14 protein-coding genes and 1 pseudogene are annotated in these 19,565 nt (G+C 71.8%); 4 read left to right on the forward strand and 11 right to left on the reverse strand.

The window, feature by feature from the left end:
- Positions 1-146 precede the first annotated feature (146 nt).
- The gene (locus DZA62_RS04880) at positions 147-1,700 is read right to left on the reverse strand and encodes a DEAD/DEAH box helicase (RefSeq protein ID WP_198663431.1); all 1,554 of its coding nucleotides are present in this window, start codon (positions 1,698-1,700) and stop codon (positions 147-149) included.
- Between the two features lie 270 nt (positions 1,701-1,970).
- Between DZA62_RS04880 and DZA62_RS04885 the strand changes: the two genes are divergently transcribed.
- Positions 1,971-2,390, forward strand: a complete 420-nt coding sequence (locus DZA62_RS04885) for a PPOX class F420-dependent oxidoreductase (RefSeq protein ID WP_198663432.1) — start codon at positions 1,971-1,973, stop codon at positions 2,388-2,390.
- Here DZA62_RS04885 and DZA62_RS04890 read toward each other — a convergent pair.
- From DZA62_RS04890 to DZA62_RS04905, 4 genes are read right to left on the reverse strand one after another with little or no spacing between them, the layout of a single operon-like run.
- Positions 2,375-3,961: a PH domain-containing protein gene (locus DZA62_RS04890; protein WP_116947682.1), complete on the reverse strand. Its 1,587-nt coding sequence runs from the start codon at positions 3,959-3,961 to the stop codon at positions 2,375-2,377. The genes DZA62_RS04885 and DZA62_RS04890 overlap by 16 nt on opposite strands.
- Entirely contained in the window at positions 3,958-4,455 is a 498-nt protein-coding gene (locus tag DZA62_RS04895; RefSeq protein WP_116947683.1) for a PH domain-containing protein, read from the reverse strand. The genes DZA62_RS04890 and DZA62_RS04895 overlap by 4 nt, the downstream gene beginning before the upstream one ends.
- Complete coding sequence (locus tag DZA62_RS04900; RefSeq protein ID WP_157987483.1) at positions 4,448-5,092, reverse strand: TetR/AcrR family transcriptional regulator; 645 nt, start codon at positions 5,090-5,092, stop codon at positions 4,448-4,450. Before DZA62_RS04900 ends, DZA62_RS04895 begins: the two co-directional genes overlap by 8 nt.
- A 56-nt stretch (positions 5,093-5,148) precedes the next feature.
- The gene (locus DZA62_RS04905; RefSeq protein WP_232827260.1) at positions 5,149-6,987 is read right to left on the reverse strand and encodes an NHL domain-containing thioredoxin family protein; all 1,839 of its coding nucleotides are present in this window, start codon (positions 6,985-6,987) and stop codon (positions 5,149-5,151) included.
- Positions 6,988-7,382: 395 nt separating this feature from the next.
- On the opposite strand from DZA62_RS04905, the gene DZA62_RS04910 reads away from it, so the two are divergent.
- Together DZA62_RS04910 and DZA62_RS04915 are read left to right on the forward strand one after the other, a co-directional pair.
- Positions 7,383-8,846, forward strand: coding sequence for a glycerophosphodiester phosphodiesterase family protein (locus tag DZA62_RS04910; RefSeq protein ID WP_116947686.1), 1,464 nt, complete (start codon positions 7,383-7,385; stop codon positions 8,844-8,846).
- Positions 8,846-10,618 (forward strand): bifunctional metallophosphatase/5'-nucleotidase, encoded by a 1,773-nt coding sequence (locus DZA62_RS04915; protein WP_116947687.1) that lies wholly within the window; start codon positions 8,846-8,848, stop codon positions 10,616-10,618. Before DZA62_RS04910 ends, DZA62_RS04915 begins: the two co-directional genes overlap by 1 nt.
- Positions 10,619-10,639: 21 nt before the next feature.
- Here the strand turns inward: DZA62_RS04915 and DZA62_RS04920 are convergent, their stop codons facing one another.
- Complete coding sequence (locus DZA62_RS04920) at positions 10,640-12,709, reverse strand: prolyl oligopeptidase family serine peptidase (RefSeq protein WP_232827261.1); 2,070 nt, start codon at positions 12,707-12,709, stop codon at positions 10,640-10,642.
- A 242-nt stretch (positions 12,710-12,951) separates the two neighbouring features.
- Between DZA62_RS04920 and DZA62_RS37145 the strand changes: the two are divergent.
- Positions 12,952-13,251: pseudogene (locus DZA62_RS37145) on the forward strand (aldehyde dehydrogenase family protein); the annotation flags it as partial.
- Positions 13,252-13,292: 41 nt separating this feature from the next.
- Here DZA62_RS37145 and DZA62_RS04930 read toward each other — a convergent pair.
- From DZA62_RS04930 to paaN, 5 genes are all read right to left on the reverse strand, one after another.
- Positions 13,293-14,300: a LacI family DNA-binding transcriptional regulator gene (locus tag DZA62_RS04930; protein WP_116947688.1), complete on the reverse strand. Its 1,008-nt coding sequence runs from the start codon at positions 14,298-14,300 to the stop codon at positions 13,293-13,295.
- A 34-nt stretch (positions 14,301-14,334) separates the two neighbouring features.
- Positions 14,335-15,258 carry a carbohydrate ABC transporter permease gene (locus DZA62_RS04935; RefSeq protein WP_116947689.1) on the reverse strand — a complete coding sequence of 308 codons (924 nt, stop codon included), beginning with the start codon at positions 15,256-15,258 and terminating at the stop codon, positions 14,335-14,337.
- On the reverse strand, positions 15,255-16,193 hold the full coding sequence (locus DZA62_RS04940) for a carbohydrate ABC transporter permease (protein WP_116948133.1): 939 nt from the start codon (positions 16,191-16,193) through the stop codon (positions 15,255-15,257). Before DZA62_RS04940 ends, DZA62_RS04935 begins: the two co-directional genes overlap by 4 nt.
- Before the next feature lie 143 nt (positions 16,194-16,336).
- A complete protein-coding gene (locus tag DZA62_RS04945) occupies positions 16,337-17,701 on the reverse strand; it encodes an ABC transporter substrate-binding protein (RefSeq protein ID WP_116947690.1) in 1,365 nt (454 codons plus the stop codon).
- Between the two features lie 169 nt (positions 17,702-17,870).
- Positions 17,871-19,550 carry a phenylacetic acid degradation protein PaaN gene (paaN, locus tag DZA62_RS04950; RefSeq protein WP_116947691.1) on the reverse strand — a complete coding sequence of 560 codons (1,680 nt, stop codon included), beginning with the start codon at positions 19,548-19,550 and terminating at the stop codon, positions 17,871-17,873.
- Positions 19,551-19,565: the final 15 nt, after the last annotated feature.

Here is a 19,565-nt window from a genome sequence, read left to right on the forward strand (position 1 = left end):
ACGGCCGCTCCCGCTTCACCATGCATGCATGCCTGGGGAAGCGAGCAGAAACCCACTTAACGTGGTCATTCACGGCGACGCGCCGCCGCGGCCCGGTGCGGGCGGCGACGGCGCGTCGTGGTGCCGTGCGGTGGTGTGACGGTGTGTCAGTCGCGGCGGCGGTACCCACCCGACGGGCGGCCGCGGCCGGCGCCGCCACCCTTGTACGGGCGACCCGAGCGGTTCGGACGGCCACCACCACCGGAGCGGGGCCGCTCGCGCTCCGGCGCCATGGCCGGGGCGTCGGCGAGCGCCGTCGGCGTGATCGGGCCCTCGACAGCGCGGGCGTCGACGTTCTTGGCGGTGACGCCCGCGCGACGGAACAGCTCACCGAGGCCGCGCACCTGCCGCGGCGTGGCGACGGTGACGACGGCCCCCGTGGCGCCCGCGCGGGCCGTGCGGCCGGAGCGGTGCAGGTACGACTTCGGCTCGCCGGCCGGGTCGAAGTGCACGACCATGCCGACGCCGTCGACGTGGATGCCGCGGGCGGCGACGTCGGTGGCGACGACCACCTTCGCCCGGCCCGACCGGAAGCGGTCGAGGTTGCGCTCGCGGACCCGCTGCGACAGGTCGCCGTGCAGGTCGACCGCGGCGACGCCGGCGTCCTCGAGGTCCTCGGCCAGCCGGGTGGCGCCGTCCTTGGTGCGGGTGAAGACGATGCTGCGCGGGTTGGCCCGCATCAGCTCCGTCATGACCTCGAGCTTGTTGTACGGGCCGACCACGAGCACGTGGTGGTCCATCGTCGTGACCGAGCCGGCGTCGGGGTCGATCTCGTGCTTGGCCGGGGCGTTGAGGTGCCGGCGGACCAGCTTGTCGACGTCGCCGTCGAGGGTGGCCGACAGCAGCAGCCGCTGCCCGCCCTCGGGCGTGGCCGCGAGCAGCTCGTCGACGACCGGGAAGAAGCCGAGGTCGCACAGGTGGTCGGCCTCGTCGAGGACGACGACCTCGACGTCGTCGAGCTTGCAGACGCCCTTCTCGATCAGGTCGCTGAGCCGGCCCGGGGTGGCGACGACGATGTCGGCGCCGCGGTCGAGCCGGCGGATCTGCCGGTCGTACGGCGCGCCGCCGTAGACGGTGACCATGCGCAGCCGCAGCGCCTCGGCCAGCGGCTCGAGCGCGGTGGTGACCTGACCGGCCAGCTCGCGGGTCGGCACGACGATGAGCGCCCGCGGGCGGTTCGGCTCGCTGCGCGCGCCGTCGAGACGGGTGAGGACGGGCAGGCCGAACGCCAGCGTCTTGCCGGAGCCGGTGCGGGCGCGGCCGAGCACATCGCGGCCGGCGACGGCGTCGGGGATGACGGCTGCCTGGACGGGGGTCGGCTCGACGATGCCGTCGACGCCGAGGATCTTCACGACACGGTCCGGCACGCCCATGCCGGAGAACGCCGAGCCGGCCGGGTCGAACGCCTCGATGGCGGCCCGGCGGGCGGGGTCGAAGGAACGGCGGTCGTTCGGACGGCCACCCTGGCGGCGGTCGCCGCGGAACGGCCGGCGGCCTTCGCCGTCGCGGCGGAATCCGCCTTCGCGACGGTAGCCACCCTCACGCCGGTGGCCGCCGTCCTCGCGACGCGGACCGCCGCGGCGGTCGGACTGCTGGCGGTAGCCGGAGGAGGAACGGGAGTCGGTGCCAGCCGAAGTGCTGGCAGAGTCGTACGAGGTCACAGTGCTCCGAATCGGTAGAGCGCGGGCGCGCACCCCAGCGCGTCCGCAAGCGGGCGGACGCACGGTGAGCCTTCGAGGGCGCGGGGTACCCGACTTTCCCTCGACGTTCCACCGTCACAGAATTCGGGCACAAATCAGGCCTCGCTGAGAACACGAGGCCTTGGCTTGGCCCTCAGTCTACCGGTTTCCGTCCCGCGGGACACCTCGGACGACGGAGACGCTCATCACCCCGCCGGAATGCGAGCGGCGGGCTCGCACGTTGGTCGCCACATGAGCGACGACTCCCTCCGCAAACTCCTCGCCGCACACCGCCTCGGCGTGCTGGCCACCGTGAAGCGCGACGGCCGGCCGCAGGTGTCGGTGGTGACCTACGTCTACGACCTCGGCTCGGACCTGATCCGCGTGTCCGTCCGCGATCCGCTGGCCAAGACCCGCAACCTGCGCCGCGACCCCCGGACGACGCTCGAGGTGACCTCGCCGGACGGCGGCTCGTGGGTGGCCGCGGAAGGGCTGGCGCAGCTGACCCCGGTGGCCCGCGACCCGCACGACGACACCGTCGAGGCACTGGTCGAGCACTACCGCGACGCTCGCGGCGAGCACCCGGACTGGGACGACTTCCGCGCCGCTATGGTCCGCGACGAGCGGGTGCTGCTCCGGGTGCCGGTCGACCACGTCTACGGCCGCGCCTGAGCCGCCACGGGATCGTCCGCGGCGGCCGCCGTCGCCACCCGGAACGGGGTGAGCAACCCGGGAGCCGCGGCGTCGGCCAGCTCGACGGCATCGGCCGCCGCGACGTCGAGCGCGGAGTACCCGCCCATGCCGGCCGCCGTCGTCGCCTCGACGGTCACCAGTCCCAGCCGCCGCTGCAACAGCGACTGCCGGAACGTGACACCGACGACGGCGCGGCTCTGCAGCGCCGCGGTGGTGCGGGCCCAGGCGCCGGATCGGACGACGAGGTAGCCGTCGGCGACAGTGTGCCCGAGCGCGCGGTACGCCACGACGGCCAGCCCCAGGCCCACCGGCAGTACCCCCAGCCCGGCGAACCAGACGCCGTCGGGCAACCCGTCGATCAGCGTGGTCAGCCAGGCCAGCAGCCCAGTGACCACCGCGGTGGTGGTGAGCGCCCAGCCCGCCCGGCGGCGCAGGGCACGGCGCGGGTGGGTACGCAGCGGCCGGTCGACGGGACTGGGGGTGGTCTCGAGCACCTCGGCGGCGACCCGGCGGGCGACGGAGACGGGCCCGCGCGGCAGGATCTGCGCCGACGGCGTCGTGCTCCACATGCTCAGGCCGGTCGAGACGACCGTGGTGTCGGCCATGCCGATCCAGCGCCAGAGCAGCGGCTCGGCGATCTGGACGCCGCGCAGGCGGTTGTCGTCGCGATTGACCTCCCGGGTCTTGAGCAGGCCCTGGGTGGTGCGCAGAACGGTGCCGCGCTCGCCGGGCACGCGTTGCAGCACGAACCGCCAGTTCTCGGTGACGAAGGCGACCGCCAGCCCGGCGACGCCGACGACCCCGACCGCGGCCACCGCGATGACGATGGTCCACGCGGTCCCGATGGCGTCCCAGTCGGCCAGGCCCTGGACGAAGCCCTCCGGGTCGAGGCCGAACATCCGCAGCAGCCAGTAGGTGCCCCACAGCAGACCGGCCGCCATGAGGAACGCCCAGATGCTGAACATGTTGTAAAGGACCCAGGACCGCTCCAGCCGGGCCAGCACCTGCCCGTCCGCCTGCTCCCGGCGAGGCGCGGCCTCCGCCGGTGCCGCCGGTGTGGCGCCGTAGAGGAGGTCCTGCCGCAGCCGCAGCGCGGTCTCGGTGCGGACGGCGTCGAGCACCAGCGCCGCCTCACCGGCCGCGCTGTGCTGACCGGCGCCGACGGTGACGACGCGCAGGCCGGCCAGCTTGTGCCGCAGCTTCGCCGACGTGTCGACGCTGCGGATGCGGTCGCGGCGGATGGAGCGGTGCTGGCGCACCAGCAGTCCGGTGCGCCGCTCGACGTACTGGTCGGTGATGCGGTAGCGGGTCTTGACCCAGCGCAGCAGGTCGGCGATGCCGCCGAGCACCCCGAACGCCGTGGCAGCGAGGATGGGGGCCATGGTGCCCCAGTTGATCTCGGCGCCGAAGAACGCGATGGCGATGCCGGCCGGGACCATGGACAGCAGCGTCTTGGCGGCGTCGACCCAGACGACGCGGGTGTCGAGCCGCTGCCACGGCTCGTCGGAGGCGGGGTCGGGGGTGTCGGTGACGGCCGGCTCGGTGCTCATGTCGCGTCGCCGGGAGTGCGCTGGGTGATCTTCGTCAGTTCGTCCGCCACGCGCGCGGCGACCTGCGCGTCGATGCCGGGGATCTTGACCGCGCCGCGCGACGAGGCCGTGGTGACGACCAGGGTGGCGAGGCCCATCGCCTGCTCGAGCGGCCCGCGGATGGTGTCGACGGTCTGGATGCGCGAGAGCGGCACGACCCGCCACTCGCGGACGATCCAGCCGGAGACGGCGTAGACGGCGTCCTCGGTGACCTCCCAGCGGTGGACGGCGTAGCGCCACAGCGGCATGACGACGGTGACGACGGCGCCCCAGACCACCACGACGACGAGGATCGGGCCGAGCCAGGAGCGCGCGCCGTCGAAGATCAGGTAGGCCGCCGTCAGCAGGCCGGCCAGCACGGCGAAGCCGATGAGCGACTGCAGCGCCCACAGGCCGATGGCGCGCCGCTCGACCCGGTGCTCCGGCGGGCGCAGGGCGATCGGCTGCTCAGCCACGGGTGATCCGGCTCAGGCGCGACCGGCGGACGGCGAGGTCGTACGTCATGGACAGCTCCTTCGCGTAGGCGGCGACGTCGGTGCCGGGACGGGCGAACAGCTCGGCCGGGATGGCCTCGATGCTGCCGAGCAGGGTGACCGCCATGAGCCGCGGCGAGAAGTCGCGGAACTCGCCGTGCTCCTGGCCCTCGCGCAGCATCTGCTCGATCTGGCCGACGGACTGCTCGCGCTGCGACCGCACCAGTTCGCCGTTCTCCTGCCCGCCGACGCCGGCCAGCACCTGGCCGAGCGCGAGCACGTGCGCGCGGTGGGAGTCGCAGAACAGCACGAAGCCCTCGATGAGCCGCTGCAGGGCCTCGCGGTAGCTGGCGGCCTCGCCGATGTGCTCGGTCAGCCAGCCGTCCATCAGCGCGTTGATATCAGCGACGACCTGCTGGAACAGCTCGGACTTGTTGTCGAAGTGGTACGAGATGAGGCCGGCGCTGATGCCGGCGTGCTCGGCGATGCGGGCGAACGACGACTTCGCATACCCCAGTTCGGACAGCGTCTCGATGGCGGCCTGCACGATCTGGTCGCGGCGTGCGGCCTCGATGAAGGAACGGCCCTTCTGGTTGGCCGCCCCATTTCTTGGTCGCATGACCAAAATTCTAGCGGTACCTTCAGGATCCCTGAAGGGTCGATCGTCAGTGCAGGTCAGCCACCGGAGAGCACGAGTTCGATGCGGCTGGTGCCGCCGTCGACCACGCGGACCGGGATGCCCCAGTCCTGCTGGTGGATGTGGCACGCGGCGTTCTCGCCGCCGTCGTCGCAGGACGCGGCCATGGCGGCGACGTGCAGGACGCCGGCGCCGTCGCTGCAGCCGTCGGCCGCGATGGTCAGCCGACGGGCGAGCGCGGTGTCGCGGCCCACCCCGCCGGTCAGCAACGGCGCGGGCGTCGACGACACCGCCAGCCGGGTGGCCGGGCCGTATCGCTCGTCCAGCTTCTGCCCCGGCGGCGGGTCGAACACGACGACCAGCTCGACCTCGCCCGGTGCGACGTCGAGAGCCGGGCGCTGGGTCCGGTGCGCCGAGCCGGACGCCGTCGCCGCCGATCCGAGCGGAACCCGGGTGAGCCGGTGCGCGGCGGACTCGACCACCACCAGGAACTCGCCGTCGACGACGGCGCCGCTCGGCTCGCGCAGGCCGGTGGCCGGCGTGCTCACCTCGCCGGTCGCGGGGTCGAAGCGGCGGACGGCGTTGTTGTAGGTGTCGCTGATCGCGACCGAGCCGTCCGGCAGCGCCGTCACGCCCAGCGGATGCTGCAGCAGCGCCTGTCCGGCCGGGCCGTCGCGGAAGCCGAAATCGAACAGCCCGGTGCCGACGGCGGTCTCGACGACGCCGTCGTGGATCGACCGCAGCGCCGACGTCTCGGAGTCGGCCAGCCAGAGCGTGTGGTCGGTCGTGACCGTCAGCCCGGACGTCTGCGCGAACCAGGCGTCGCGCGGCTTGCCGTCGACCAGCCCCTCGTTCGTGGTGCCGGCCAGCACGTGGATGGACGGTTCCTTCGGGTCGAACGCCCAGAGCTGGTGGATGCCCGCCATCGCGACGACGACGGTGGTGTCGGCCGGCGACCAGACGACGTCCCACGGCGACGACATCGGGATGGCGCGTGGGTCGCCGCTGACGTCGTCGCCGTTGGGATCGCCCTGCATCCACGGCGTGCCGGTGCCGGCGATGGTCGTGACGTGGCCGTCGGCCAGCCGGACGCCGCGCAGCACGTGGTTGACGGTGTCGGCGACGATGACGTCGTAGCCCGTGTGCGGGCGCAGCTCGGACGGCAGCAGCGTCAGGCCCTGCGGCTCACTGAAGCGGGCCTCGCCCGGGCCGCCGTCGACGAGGCCGCGCTCGCCGCTGCCGATGCGCCGGACCACCGTCTCAAGGTCGTCGGCCAGCTCGACCAGGCTGTGGTTGCCGGTGTCGCTGACCAGGAACGTGCCCCCGGGCAGCACGATGGCCTTGCCGGGGAAGCGCAGCGTGGTGGGCACCGGCTCCGGCGGGATGTAGGGGCCGTCGCCGCGGCGCAGCGTGCCCTTGGCCTCGTGCGCCGGGATCAGCTCGTCGAGGATCGCGGTGAGCGCGTGGGCGTGGCCCTCGCCGGAGAACTGCGCAGCGACGTACCCCTCCGGGTCGACGAGCGTCAGCGTCGGCCAGGCCCGGACGGCGTAGTTCTGCCACGTCGTCAGATCCGGGTCGTCGAGGACAGGGTGATGCACGCCGTACCGCTCCACCGCCGCGACGACGGCCTCGTGCTCGGCCTCGTGCACGAACTTCGGCGAGTGCACGCCCACCACCGTGAGCACGTCGCCGTACTGCTCCTCCAGCGGCCGCAGCTCGTCGAGCACGTGCAGGCAGTTGATGCAGCAGAAGGTCCAGAAGTCGAGGATGATCCATCGACCACGGAGGTCTGCGAGCCTGAGCTCCTCGCCGCCGGTGTTGATCCATCCTCCGCGCCCGACCAACTCTGGCGCGCGGACTCGCGCTCGTCCTCTCACATGACAAGTGTCCCTGACGCCCGACTGGGCGCTCGACCCTGGTAGCCCGCCGATCGTCGTTGCGCTGGGCATCAAGAGCCGGGGATCGCCGGCGTGGGAGCGCCTACCCCGACCGCTTCCAAGCCCATCTGTTGACCGTTCTGATGTCCGACCGTCGTTCTAGTCGGCTAACTACAACGGGAATCCGCCCGGCGTAGTCCAGAGATGGCTACCGGGCGGGCTGTGGGAGCGGCTCTCCGGTGGCCTCAGCACTCAGGAGGTAGCCGGTCCCCTTCGTGCGTCGGGCGGCGACCGACTTCACAGGCGCGACGGGCGGGCGTCACCGAGTGGCCCATCACCGCACACCTTCCCGCCCGAGAGTGGGTGGTTCACCCCCACCCCATCGGGAGAACCCCATGCCCAGCACCCTGAGGACGACGGCGGTCACCACCGCCGCGGTCGCGCTGACGGTCGCCGGCTTCGTCCGCGCGGACGACCACGCGCCACCGCCGAGTGCACCCGAGCAGACCACCGTGGCGGCCCAGCCGACCGGCCGGGTCCGCGGGATCGACGCGATCCACGAGCTGTACCTGGAGCACGGGCCGGATGCCGGCGTCATGGTGATCGCGCACCGCGGCTACTGGCGCGGCGCGCCGGAGAACTCGATCGCCGCCGTCGAGCAGGCGATCGAGCGCGGTGCGCACGTCGTCGAGATCGACGTGCAGCGGACGGCGGACGGCCAGCTCGTGCTCATGCACGACACCACCGTCGACCGGACCACGAACGGCACGGGCGCGGTCTCGTCGCTCACCCTCGCCCAGATCAAGGCGCTGCGACTGAAGGAGCACCTGGGTGGCGCCCAGGCCGCCGTCACCGACCACCAGGTGCCCACGTTGGAGGAGGCGCTGGCCGTCGTCAAGGACCGGGCGATGGTCAACCTCGACAAGGGCTGGCCGTTCCGCGACCAGGAGTACGAGCTGCTGACCGAGACAGGCACGCTGCGCAACGCGATCTTCAAGAGCAGCGCCCCGGTGGACGAGGTCGAGCAGTTCCTCGCGCGCGACCCGGAGATCCTGTACACGCACGTGGTCAACGACGGCAACGCCGCGTCGATCGGCGCCTTCACCGACGGCGCCGGCCGGCCACAGGCGTACGAGGTGGTGTTCGACCGGCTGACCGACCCGCAGATCCAGCCGGCCGCGGTCGCCGGGATCCGCGAGGACGCCCGGGTGTGGGTCAACACCATGTGGTACGGCCTGGCCGCCGGGTACACGGACGAGAGGTCGCTGGCCGACCCGGCCGAGGGCTGGGAGTCCGTCGTCGAGCGGCACGGCGCGTCGATGATCCAGACCGACGACCAGGACCAGCTGGTCGACTGGCTGGCCGCGCGCGACGCCGGCAGGGACTGGCCGGCGCTCCCGCGCGACGTGGTGCGGGTCGAGGCCGAGGACTACTCGACCGCCGGGCTCGGCGTCGGCTACGCGGACCAGGACGTCGAGAACCGTGGCGGCGCGGCCCGCGAGTACGAGGGCGTCGACGTCTGCGACAACGGCGGCGCGATCGTCGTCTGCTGGATCCGCGGCGGCGAGTGGATGCGCTACTCCGTCGACGTGCGGGTGCCGGGCCGGTACGCCGTCACCGCGCGGGTGTCGTCGCCGTACCGCCCGGCCGGCCGCTTCACGCTCGAGTTCGACGACGGCGCGAGCCTCGGCCCGGTGGACGTGCGGACCACCACCGGCCACAACCTCTTCATGACGCAGCCGGTCGGCGAGGTCGTCCTGGACCGCGGCGTGCACGCGTTCACCGTCCGGATCGACCCGGACGCCTACCAGAACTTCAACCTCGACCGGATCGACGTCGAGCGAATCGGGAGCCGCTGATGCGCCGCACCACCGTCCTCACCGCCGCCGCGGCGCTGGCCCTCACCGGGGCGGTCGCGCCGGCCGCCACCGCCGACCAGCCGGTCGCCGAGACCGTCCCCGTCCAGCTGCTGTCGATCACCGACTTCCACGGCTACTTCGGCGACTACACCGCGAGCATCCGCGGCGCGCAAGCCGGCGACCCCGCGCAGACCGTCGGCGGCGGCGTGTACCTGGCGACGCACCTGAAGCAGCTCGCCGCGGGGCAGCCGAACTCGATCCTGTTCTCCGCCGGCGACGACTTCTCCGGCTGGCCGGACGAGACCGAGTTCTTCTGGAACGAGCCGACGATCGAGTACCTCGACGCGATCGGGCTGGAGTTCAGCACTGTCGGCAACCACGAGATGGATCGCGGCTTCGCGTTCCTCGACCACCTGCGGAACGGCACCTGCGAGGGCCGCCCGGACGACGACCTGTGCTTCACCGACTCGACCGGCCGGGTGTTCGACGGCGCGGAGTACGACTACTACTCGGCGAACCTCATCGACCGCGCGACCGGTGAGCCCGCGCTGTCGCCGTCGCACATTCAGTACGTCGACGACGGCGCCGGCGGCACGCTGCCGATCGGGTTCGTGCACGCGACCACCTCGCTGACGTCGAGCGAGCAGATGTCGTACACCCCGGCCGGCTACGACTACGCGCCCGAGGTGGCCGCGATCAACGCGGCGACGGCCGCCCTGCGCGGCCAGGGCGTCGAGGCGATCGTCGTCGTGCTGCACGAGGGCTTCTCGCAGCAGGCCGGCGCCGGCTACGACGACTGCGTCGCGCCGTTCGGCCCGGCCGTCGACTTCAATCGCGAGATCGACCCGGCCGTCGACGCGATCGTCACCGGGCACTGGCACGGCATGGCCAACTGCTTCCTGCCCGACCCCGACGGCGTGCCGCGGCCGATCGTGCAGGGTGGCAACCATGGCCACCTGATCAGCGAGATCGGCCTCGAACTCGACGCGGACACCGGCGACGTCGTGCGCGACCGCACCACGTCCGACCTGCACCCCAACACGCAGGACGTCGCGCCGGACCCGGAGGCGGCGCGGATCGCCGGCTACTGGCGGGCCCAGCTGGCCGAGCGCAACGCCGCCGAGGTCGCCACCATCACCGGCGACATCCGGCGGGCGCCCGGCGACGCGGCCGAGTCGCCGGCGTACAACCTGGCCGCCGACGCGTTCCTGTGGGCGGCGAACCAGGACGGCGCCGCGGACCTCGCGGTGGCGATGCCCGGCATCCTGCGGGCCGATCTGACCTACGCCCCGACGCCGACGCGGCCCGGCGACGCGCCGGGGCGGGTGCTGTTCCCCGAGCTCGCGGTCGGCGTGGTCTACGACTCCGGCATCGGCGTCGGGCTGGTCCGCGGGACGGTGACGGGGCGGGATGTGCTCGACCTGCTGGAGAGCCAGTGGCAGGCGGGGCCGAACGGCACGGTCACGTTCAGGTCGATGGCGGTGTCGGGCAACGTGACCTACACCTACGACTCGACGCGGCCGCTGGGCCGGCGCGTGGTGCCCGGCTCGGTGCGGATCGACGGCCGGCCACTGCGTCCGGGCGGCGACTACCGGGTGGCGACGCTGGCGAACAACTTCTTCGCCAAGAACGCGACGCCCGGTTTCACTGCCCTGTTCGATGCCCGCGACCAGGATCGCAGCCTCTTCAACGGCGGCGACGCACTGTGGCGGTACGCCGAGGCGCACTCGCCGCTCGCCCCGCCAGAGGTGGGCAGGGCGAGCGCGCGCTGACGAATGCGGGGGCGCCGGCGGTCAGGTGAGGATCGCCGGCGTCTCCCAGTCCTTGCCGAGCACGTGGTGCGCGAGGAAGGCGAACACCGTCTGGTACCAGACCTTCGCGTGCTGCGGCGAGAGGATCCAGTGGTTCTCATCGGGGAAGTACAGGAACTTGTGCGGCATCTCGCCGTCCTCGCCCTGGGCCCGGGAGGCGATCTCGAACCAGAGCCGCAGCGCCTCACCGATGGGGACCCGGTAGTCGCGGTCGCCGTGGATGACGAGCATGGGCGTGGTGATGGAGTCGACGTGGTTGTGCGGCGAGTTGGCCGCCGCCATCTCGGCCGACATCTCCTTGACCCAGTAGAACGCGGCGTCGGTGGTCGGGCCGAACTGGTCGAGGGCCCAGAGGCTGGCGTGGGTGACGATCGCGTCGAAGCGGTCGGTGTTGCCGGCCACCCAGTTGGCCATGTAACCGCCGAACGAGCCGCCCATGGCCCCGGTGCGGGTCTCGTCGACGTCGTCGCGGGCGACCGCGGCGTCGGTGACAGCCATGAGGTCGGTGAACGGCGCCTTGCCCCACGCACCCCAGCCGCGGCGGATGAAGTCGAGGCCGTAGCCGGTCGACAGGGCGGGGTCGGGCAGCAGGACGGCATAGCCCTGGGCGACGGCCAGCCACGGGTTCCACCGCCACGACCACGCGTTCCACGACCCGAGCGGGCCGCCGTGGATCCACAGCAGCAGCGGCGCCGGGCTGGTCGCGGACGCGCCCTCGGGCAGCGCAAGCCAGGCCCGGACTCGAACACCGTCTGCCGCCGTCGTCTCGATCTCGGTGAGAGTGCCGGGAAGCTCCGGCACCGGCGCGGGCGCCGGCAGCGGCTCGGAGTCCTGCCGGGCCGCGGTGGCGGACAGGCGCACCGGCCGCGGCGGCTCGAGGTAGGACGTGCGCATGGCGTAGAGCGTCTGACCGTCGGGCGAGACCACGAGGTCGGAGTAGGCGAAGTCGTCGGCGGTGAGGCGGGTGATCTCGCCGCTGGCGAGGTCGGCCCGGAAGACCGGCGCCCGGCCGTCGTCGTCGCTGGCGAACAGGATGGCCGAGCCGTCGGGCGTCCACACCGGGGCGCCCGGCCAGCGGTCCCAGTCGGCGGTCAGCGATCGGACGGCGCCGTCGGCGACGGTGATGACCACCAGCTCCTGGTCGACCGGCTCGGTGGGCGTCGAGCGGCGGCCCTTGATGGCCGCGATGGCGGCGCCGTCAGGAGCGAACCTCGGGGCGTCGAACTCGTGCTCGGCCTCGTCGGCCAGCACGCGCCGCTCACCGGTCGCGACGTCGATCAGGACCAGCGCCTGACGGAACCCGCCGCGCTCGGGCATGTTCCACAGCGCGACGACGGTGGAGCCGTCGGGGCTGACGTCGAACGCGGACGAGTCGAGCGCCCGGCCGGCGTCGGGGGTGAGGTCGCGCAGCTCGACCGCGGGATCGTCGAGCGGCGACTCGCCGTCGCGCAGCGTGCCGGCGAACAGCCGCGGGGCGTCGGGACCGAGGTCGTGGTCCCAGTACCGCACCGGGTAGCGCTCGTGCAGGATCGCGGCGACCTTCTTCTCCTTGCGCTCCTTGCGCCGCTTCGCCTCGGACTCGACGTCGGTCGACGAGGGGAAGGTGCTGGAGGCGACCACGACGGTCCCGGACTCGCGCGCGACGACCACGCCACCGACGCCGCCGGGCCGCTTGGCGACGACGCGCGCCTCGCCGCCGTCGGCCGGGAGCAGCCACAACAGCGGAACGGCGTCGTCGGCGTCTCCGGAGGAGGACGGGTCGGGGCGGCCCGAGCCGAACAGCAGCGAGCCGTCGGGCAGGAACGCGGCGCCGCTCTCGCCCTTGGCGCTGCGGGTCAGGCGCCGGGCCGGACGCTCGCCGGCGGGGTCGACCTCCCACAGCGCGGTGACGTACTTGGTGCTGTCAGGGCTCAGCGTGGACACGGCGGTCACCAGGCGGGTGCCGTCAGGCGACAGCGTCAACCCGCCAGTCCGCGGCAGTGCCACGTAGGCGTCCAGGTCATGGAACGGAGTGGGTGGGATGGCCGGGGTCTCCGGCGTGTTCTCTGTCACGGTTTCTTACCTATCACGGGAATGAGACGTCCTGACAGGACTACGTACGCAAGACCACGACGGCGTTCTACCTGCTCGGCGTCGTGGCCGTGAGCACGATCGTCGCGTAGTCCACGGTGATGCTCCCACCTGCGGCTCGACCACGTCACCGAGGCCGGAGAGCAGCTCCTCCAGCTGCTCGGGCGCGATGCGGTCGTGGCCGCCGGATCGTAGGGCAGGCCCGGGTCGACCCGGCGGTACACCGCGCCGACAAGCAGGGCGACCCGCTGGACACCGAGACGATGATCGGCGCCCGGGCCAGCAACGACCAGCTGGAGAAGATCCTGAGGTACCTGGAGATCGGCAAGGCCGAGGGCGCCCGCGTCCTCACCGGCGGCGAGCGGGCCGACCTCGGCGGCGACCTGTCCGGCGGCTACTACGTGCAGCCGACCATCTTCGAGGGCGACAACTCGATGCGGATCTTCCAGGAGATCTTCGGCCCGGTCGTCGCCGTCACCGGCTTCAGCGGCTACGACGACGCCATGAAGATCGCCAACGACACGGCCGCGGCCCCGCCCGTGCACGGGCCGCGGCACTGACGGCATCAGCGCGGCGGCGCGGCGCTGGTGCGGACGATCAGCCGGGTCGGGACGGTGGTGACCGACGGCTCGCTGTCGACGCCGGAGCGCAGCCACTCGACCAGCGCCGTCGCGGCCACCCGGCCCTCCTCGCGGACGTCCTGCTTGACCGTGCTCAGGCCGAACAGCCAGGACAGATCGTGGTCGTCGACGCCGACGACGGAGAGGTCCTCGGGCACCCGGACGCCCTGCTGCCGGGCGGCGTACATGACGCCCATGGCGACCTCGTCGGAGACCGCGAACAGCGCCGTCGGCCGGACGTCGCGGGCCCGCAGTTCCTCATACGCGGCGATGCCGGCCTCGACGGTGAACTTGGCGGGCACCGTGAGCCGAGGGTCGGGCTCGACCCCGGCCTCGCGCAGCACCTCGGCGTAGCCGAGGCGGCGGTCCGGCGAGACCGGGAAGCCGAGGTGGTCGTCGGGGTCGCCGCCGGCGAACGCGATGCTGCGGTGGCCCAGCTCGACCAGGTGCCGCGTCGCCTGCCGGCCCACCTCGACGTCGTCGACGCGGACCGTGGGGATGCCCGGCACGATCGGCCCGACCACCATGACCGGACGGTGCATGGCGTGCAGCGCGGCGACCTCGTCGGCGTCCAGCGGCAGGCTCATGATGAGCAGGCCGTCGGCCCGCTTGCGCAGCAGCTGGGTGTCGAACACCTTGCGCCGGTTGGTCTCGACCTCGGACAGGTCGTAGCGCAGGACGTCGTAGCCGTGCTGCGCCAGCACCTCCTGCGCACCCTCGAGAACGGCGGTGAAGTACCAGCCGCGGGCCACCGGCGACACGACCGCGACGGCGCCCGTGCGGCCGGTGGGCAGGCCGGCCGCGCTGGGCGACGCGACGTAGCCCAGCTCGGCCGCGATGTCCTGCACGACCTGCCGGGTGGCGGCGGACACCCCCGGCAACCCGCGCAGCGCCCGGGACACCGTCGCCACCGAGACCCCGGCTCGGGCGGCGACGTCGACGATTCCGGTCATCGTTTCGATCTCTCGGCGACGGTCGGGTCCAGGGTCACCCCTTGACGCTACCCGCGAGCAATCCGCGGACGAAGTACCGCTGCAGCGACAGGAACACGATCACCGGGATGACGATCGACACGAACGCTCCCGCCGTGAGCAGGTGCCACTCCGTGCCCTGGCTGCCGGCCAGCTCGGCGAGGCGGGCCGTCAGCGGCGCCACGTCCCGCGTGCCGCCGACCATCGTGACCGCGACCAGCAGGTCGTTCCAGACCCAGAGGAACTGGAAGATGCTGAACGCGGCGATCGCCGGCGTGACCAGCGGCAGCATGATCCGCAGGAAGATCGTGACGTGTCCCGCGCCGTCGACCCGCGCCGCCTCGACCAGCTCGGCCGGGACCTCCTTGAAGAAGTTGTGCAGCAGGAAGATCGCCAGCGGCAGCGCGAAGATCGTGTGCGAGATCCACAGCGGCCAGAACGACCCCGCTCCGTGCAGGCCGGTGTCGACGTACAGCCGCAGCAGCGGGATCAGCGCGATCTGCAGCGGCACGATCTGCAGGGCGAACACCGCGACGAACAGCGTGTCGCGGTACGGGAACCTCATCCACGCGAACGCGTAGGCCGCGAGGCACGCGATCGTCACCGGGATGACCACCGCCGGGATCGTGATGACGATCGAGTTGATGAAATACGTCGAGAGCGCGGTCCCGCCGTAGAGCACCTCGTCGTAGTTGGCGAGCGTCAGCTCCGGGTTGGTGAACCAGGTCCACCAGCCGGTGGTCTTCAGCGACTGCTCCGGCCGGAACGACGTCAGCAGCAGGCCGAACGTCGGGATCGTCCACAGCACCGCGATGATCAGCGCGGCCAGCGACGCCCAGCGGGACGTGAGGCGCTTGCGCGCGCGGCCGGAGATGGTGGCCGGCTCGCCGCCCGCGAGCTCTTCCTGGACGGCCGGGGTCGGGATGACGGCGCCGCTCATCGGTACTCCGCCTTTCGCATCTGCCGGACGTTGTAGACGACGATCGGCACCACCAGCACGAACAGCACGACGGCCAGCGACGACGCGATGCCGGTGTTCAGCGTCCGGAAGCCCTGCGTGTAGAACTCGTACGAGATGACGCTGGTCCCGAACTGACCGCCGGTCATGGTCCGGACGATGTCGAAGACCTTGAGCGTGCCGATCGCGATCGTCGTCAGCACGACGACCAGCGCCGGCCGGATGCTCGGCACCGTGATGTAGCGGAACATCCGCACGCCGGTCAGGCCGTCGAGCTGGGCCGCCTCGGTGATGTCCGCCGGAATCGCCTTGATGGCCGCCGCCAGGACGGTCATCGCGAAGCCGGCCTGGACCCACACCATGATCACGATGAGGAACAGGGTGTTCCACGGCTCGCCGATGAGGAACTGCCGTGGTTCGGCGCCCAGCCAGACGAGTACTTGGTTGAGCAGGCCGATCTGCTCGATGCCCTGCTGGTCCGGCCGGTACTCGTAGACGAACTTCCAGATGATCGACGCGCCGACCAGCGAGATCGCCATCGGCAGGAAGATGACCGCCTTGGCGGCGGCCTCGACCCGGCTGCGGTCGACGAGGACCGCGTAGACCAGTCCGATGAACGTCGACAGGAGGGGCGTCAGGAACACCCAGATCGCAGTGTTGCGCAGCACCGTGATCATCGCTTCGTTCGTGAAGACGAAGTCGTAGTTGTCCAGGCCGACGAAGTTCTCACTCGTGCGGTCGAAGAACGACTGGTAGCCGGTCCGGATGGCCGGATAGACCAGCCCGACGATCAGGAGCAGCAGCGCCGGCGCCACGAACGCCAGCGACTGCCAGAGATCGGCTCTGCGCCGAGCCCGGCCGGTGACCAGCAGGATCACGCCCATCAACGCGACGAACAGGGCGATCGCCAGGAGCATCTGGCCGAGCTTCTCGTAGTTGTCCACGTGTCACCACCTCGAGATGCAGACGACAAGGGGCATGGAGACGAGCACGGACGAGCGGGATGCGGAGCCGGCGTCTGACAACCGGCGAAGCACCCGCTCGCCCGTGGCTCACCCCTTTACGGCCAGGCGTTCTCGATCGCGTCGACCGTCTCCTGCGTGCTGGCGCCGGTGATCCAGTTGACCATCCCGGTCCAGAACGCGACGGTCCCGACCTCGGCCGGCATCAGGTCCGACGCGTCGAATCCGAAGGCCGCCTCGGGGTCCTGGATGATCTCCGCCGACAGCTGGTTGACGGGGCTGTCGTACGCGTCGACCGGCACCGTCTTGTTGGCCGACACGAAGTTGCCCTTGCTGGCCCGCTCTGCATGCCAGTGGTCGCTGGACAGGTAGGTCTGGAAGGCCTGGACCTCGGGACGCTCGGTGAACGCTGCGGTGAACTCGCCGCCGCCCAGCACCGGGTTGCCCTGCGCGGGGTCGATCCCAGGCAGGTAGAAGGCGTACACGTCGCCATCCTCAGCAACCTCGACGCCGTCGCCCCAGTTCGCCTGGTAGAACGACGCTTGGCGATGCATCCAGCACTGGCCCTGCAGGATCGGCAGGCCGCCGTCCTCGAACCGCGTGGTGGCAATGCTGGAGACGTCACCCAGGCCGCCATTGACGTACTGGTCGTTCTTGAGGATCTCGCCCACGGTGTCGAACGCCTCGACCACCTGAGGGTCGTTGAACGGGATCTCGTGCTCGTACCACTGCCGGTAGACGTCGATGCCGGCGGTGCGGAGCATGACCTCCTCGACCCAGTCGGTGCCCGGCCAGCCGGTGGCGTCGCCGGAGCCGAAGCCGGCACACCACGGCATGCCCCCGTCGGCGACGATCTGATCGGACAGTGCGATCAGGTCGTCCCAGGTCTCGGGGATCTCGTAGCCGGCCTCCTCGAAGGCCGACGGCGAGTACCAGACGAACGACTTCACGTTCGCGCCGAACGGCGTGCCGTAGTACGTGCCGTCGACGGTGCCGTAATCGATCCACGCCGCGTCGAACGACGCCTCGACGTTCGCCCGGGCGTCGTCCGGCACCGGGATGACGGCGTCGTAGTCGCGGACCAGCGTGGCCAGCAGACCCGGCTGCGGAATGATCGCCAGATCGGGCGGCGAACCACCCTGGATGCGCACCGGCAGCTGAGCCTCGAACTCGTCCGAGCCCTCGTAGACGACCGTCATGCCCGTGCACTCTTCGAACGTGTCGAAGGACGCCTCGAGGGGCGCGTCCTCCGGCGCGACGATGGTGCTGTAGACGCTCACCTGAGTGCCCTCGAGGTCGCCGTAGTCCTCCGCGAAGGCACAGTCGGCGTCGCCTCCGCCAGTGTCGCCGCCGCCCGCGGTGTCGTCGTCGCCGTCGTCGCCGCCGCACGCGGCCAGGACGAGCGACACGCTTGCAGCCAGGCCGACAGCCGCCCAACCCTTGCGGGCGCTGCTCATCGCCATGTGTCCGTCTCCCTCCCAGCAGGGATCGGTCCGAGCTCCTGCCGCTCGAATCCCAGTGCATGAACGAAAACGTTTACGCTCGAAAAATGCAAGAGCCCATCGGCAACTTCGCCGTAACGATTACGTCACGCCGCACGGGCGCATGTGAGGTGTCACACGTCGGTGAGCGTCAGGCGTGCCGCCGCGCCGCGACCACCCGGAACCGCGAGGCCACGAACGCGGCATCGGTGAGACAGGCGTTCGCGGCCGGGTTGGCGCCGGTGCCGTGGAAGTCGGAGAACGCGGCCGACTGGTTGACGAAGACGCCGCCGGTCAGGTTGATCGACAACGGCACGCCGGCGTCGACGGCGGCCAGCTCGGCGGCATCCAGCACGGCCGGGTCGGTGGAGTAGACCGACGCCGTCATGCCACCGTGCTCGCGGACCGACGCGGCGAAGCGGTCCAGCGCCTGCTCCGTGGAGTCGGCGGCGATGAGGAACGAGACCGGGCCGAAGCACTCGGCGGAGTAGCGGTCCTCGTCGGCGATGTCGACGGCCACGACGGCGGGCGTGCGGACGGTGGCGCCCGGCCAGGCCGGGTGCGTGATCGTGCGCGCGGCGAGGACGGCGCCGTCGTCGCCGGCCGTCGCGTCGACGCGGTCGCGGACGCCGTCGTTGACCACGGCGCCGAGGATCTCGACGGCGCGGGCGTCGTCGCCGAGCAGTTTGTCGATGGCGCCCGCGAGCGCCGCGCCGAACTCGTCGAACGTCACCTTGCCCTGGTCGGTGAGGATGCCGTCGCGCGGGACGAACACGTTCTGCGGCGCGGTGCACATCTGCCCGGTGTAGAGGCTCAGCGAGAACGCGAGGTTGTTCACCAGGCCGCGCAGGTCGTCGGTGGAGTCGACGACGACGGTGTTCAGCCCGGCCTTCTCGGTGAACACGACGGCCTGGCGGGCGTTCTGCTCGAGCCAGGAGCCGAACGCCGTGGAGCCGGTGAAGTCGACGATGCGGATCTCGGGCCGGACGGCGAGCACCGCGGCCAGCCGGTCGGCCGGGTCCTCGGCCGCGAGCGTGACGAGGTCGGGATCGAAGCCGTACTCACCGAGCACCTCGCGGATCGTCTGCACGGTGATGGCCAGCGGCAGGACGGCGTTGGGATGCGGCTTGACGACGACGGCGTTGCCGGTGGCCAGCGATGCGAACAGGCCGGGCCAGGAGTTCCAGGTCGGGAACGTGTTGCAGCCGATGACCAGGGCGACGCCGCGGGGCACCAGGTGGAACGTCTTCGTCATGCGCAGCGGCTCGCCCTTGGCGGGCTTCTCCCACAGCACGTCGCCGGGGATGCGGGCCTGCTCGGCGTGCGCGTACGCGACCGCCTCGAGCGCGCGGTCCAGCGCGTGCGCGCCGCCGGCCTGGAATGCCATGACGAACGCCTGGCCGGAGGTGTGCATGACCGACTGGGCCACCTCGAAGATGCGTCCGTGCAGCCGCGACAGCACCTCGAGGCACACCGCGGCTCGGCCGTCGGCGCCGGCGTCGCGCCAGGCGGGGACGGCCGCCTGAGCCGCGGCCAGCAGCGTCGTGACGGCCTCGTCGGTGGCCGGGACCCGCGGGTAGCGGACCCGCAGTTCCGGCCCGAACGGGCTGGTCTCGGTGGCGACGGTGCCCTCGGCGCCGGGGGTCCGGAGCGGGAAGTCGGTGCCGAGGTGCGCCTCGTGCGCGGCCTGCCCCTCGGCCGCTGCCGTCTCGCCATAGACTCGCGGGCTCGGCGACTCCGGGTAGGCGGAGAAGAACGTCCGCTCACCGATGGCGGTCTCGGCCCGGCCGAGGAGGTCGCGGTGCCGATCGATCAGACTTCCCAGCGCCATCGCGGGACCTCCAGA

Source organism: Jiangella endophytica, from assembly GCF_003427025.1.
Classification (GTDB): Bacteria; Actinomycetota; Actinomycetes; order Jiangellales; family Jiangellaceae; genus Jiangella; species Jiangella endophytica.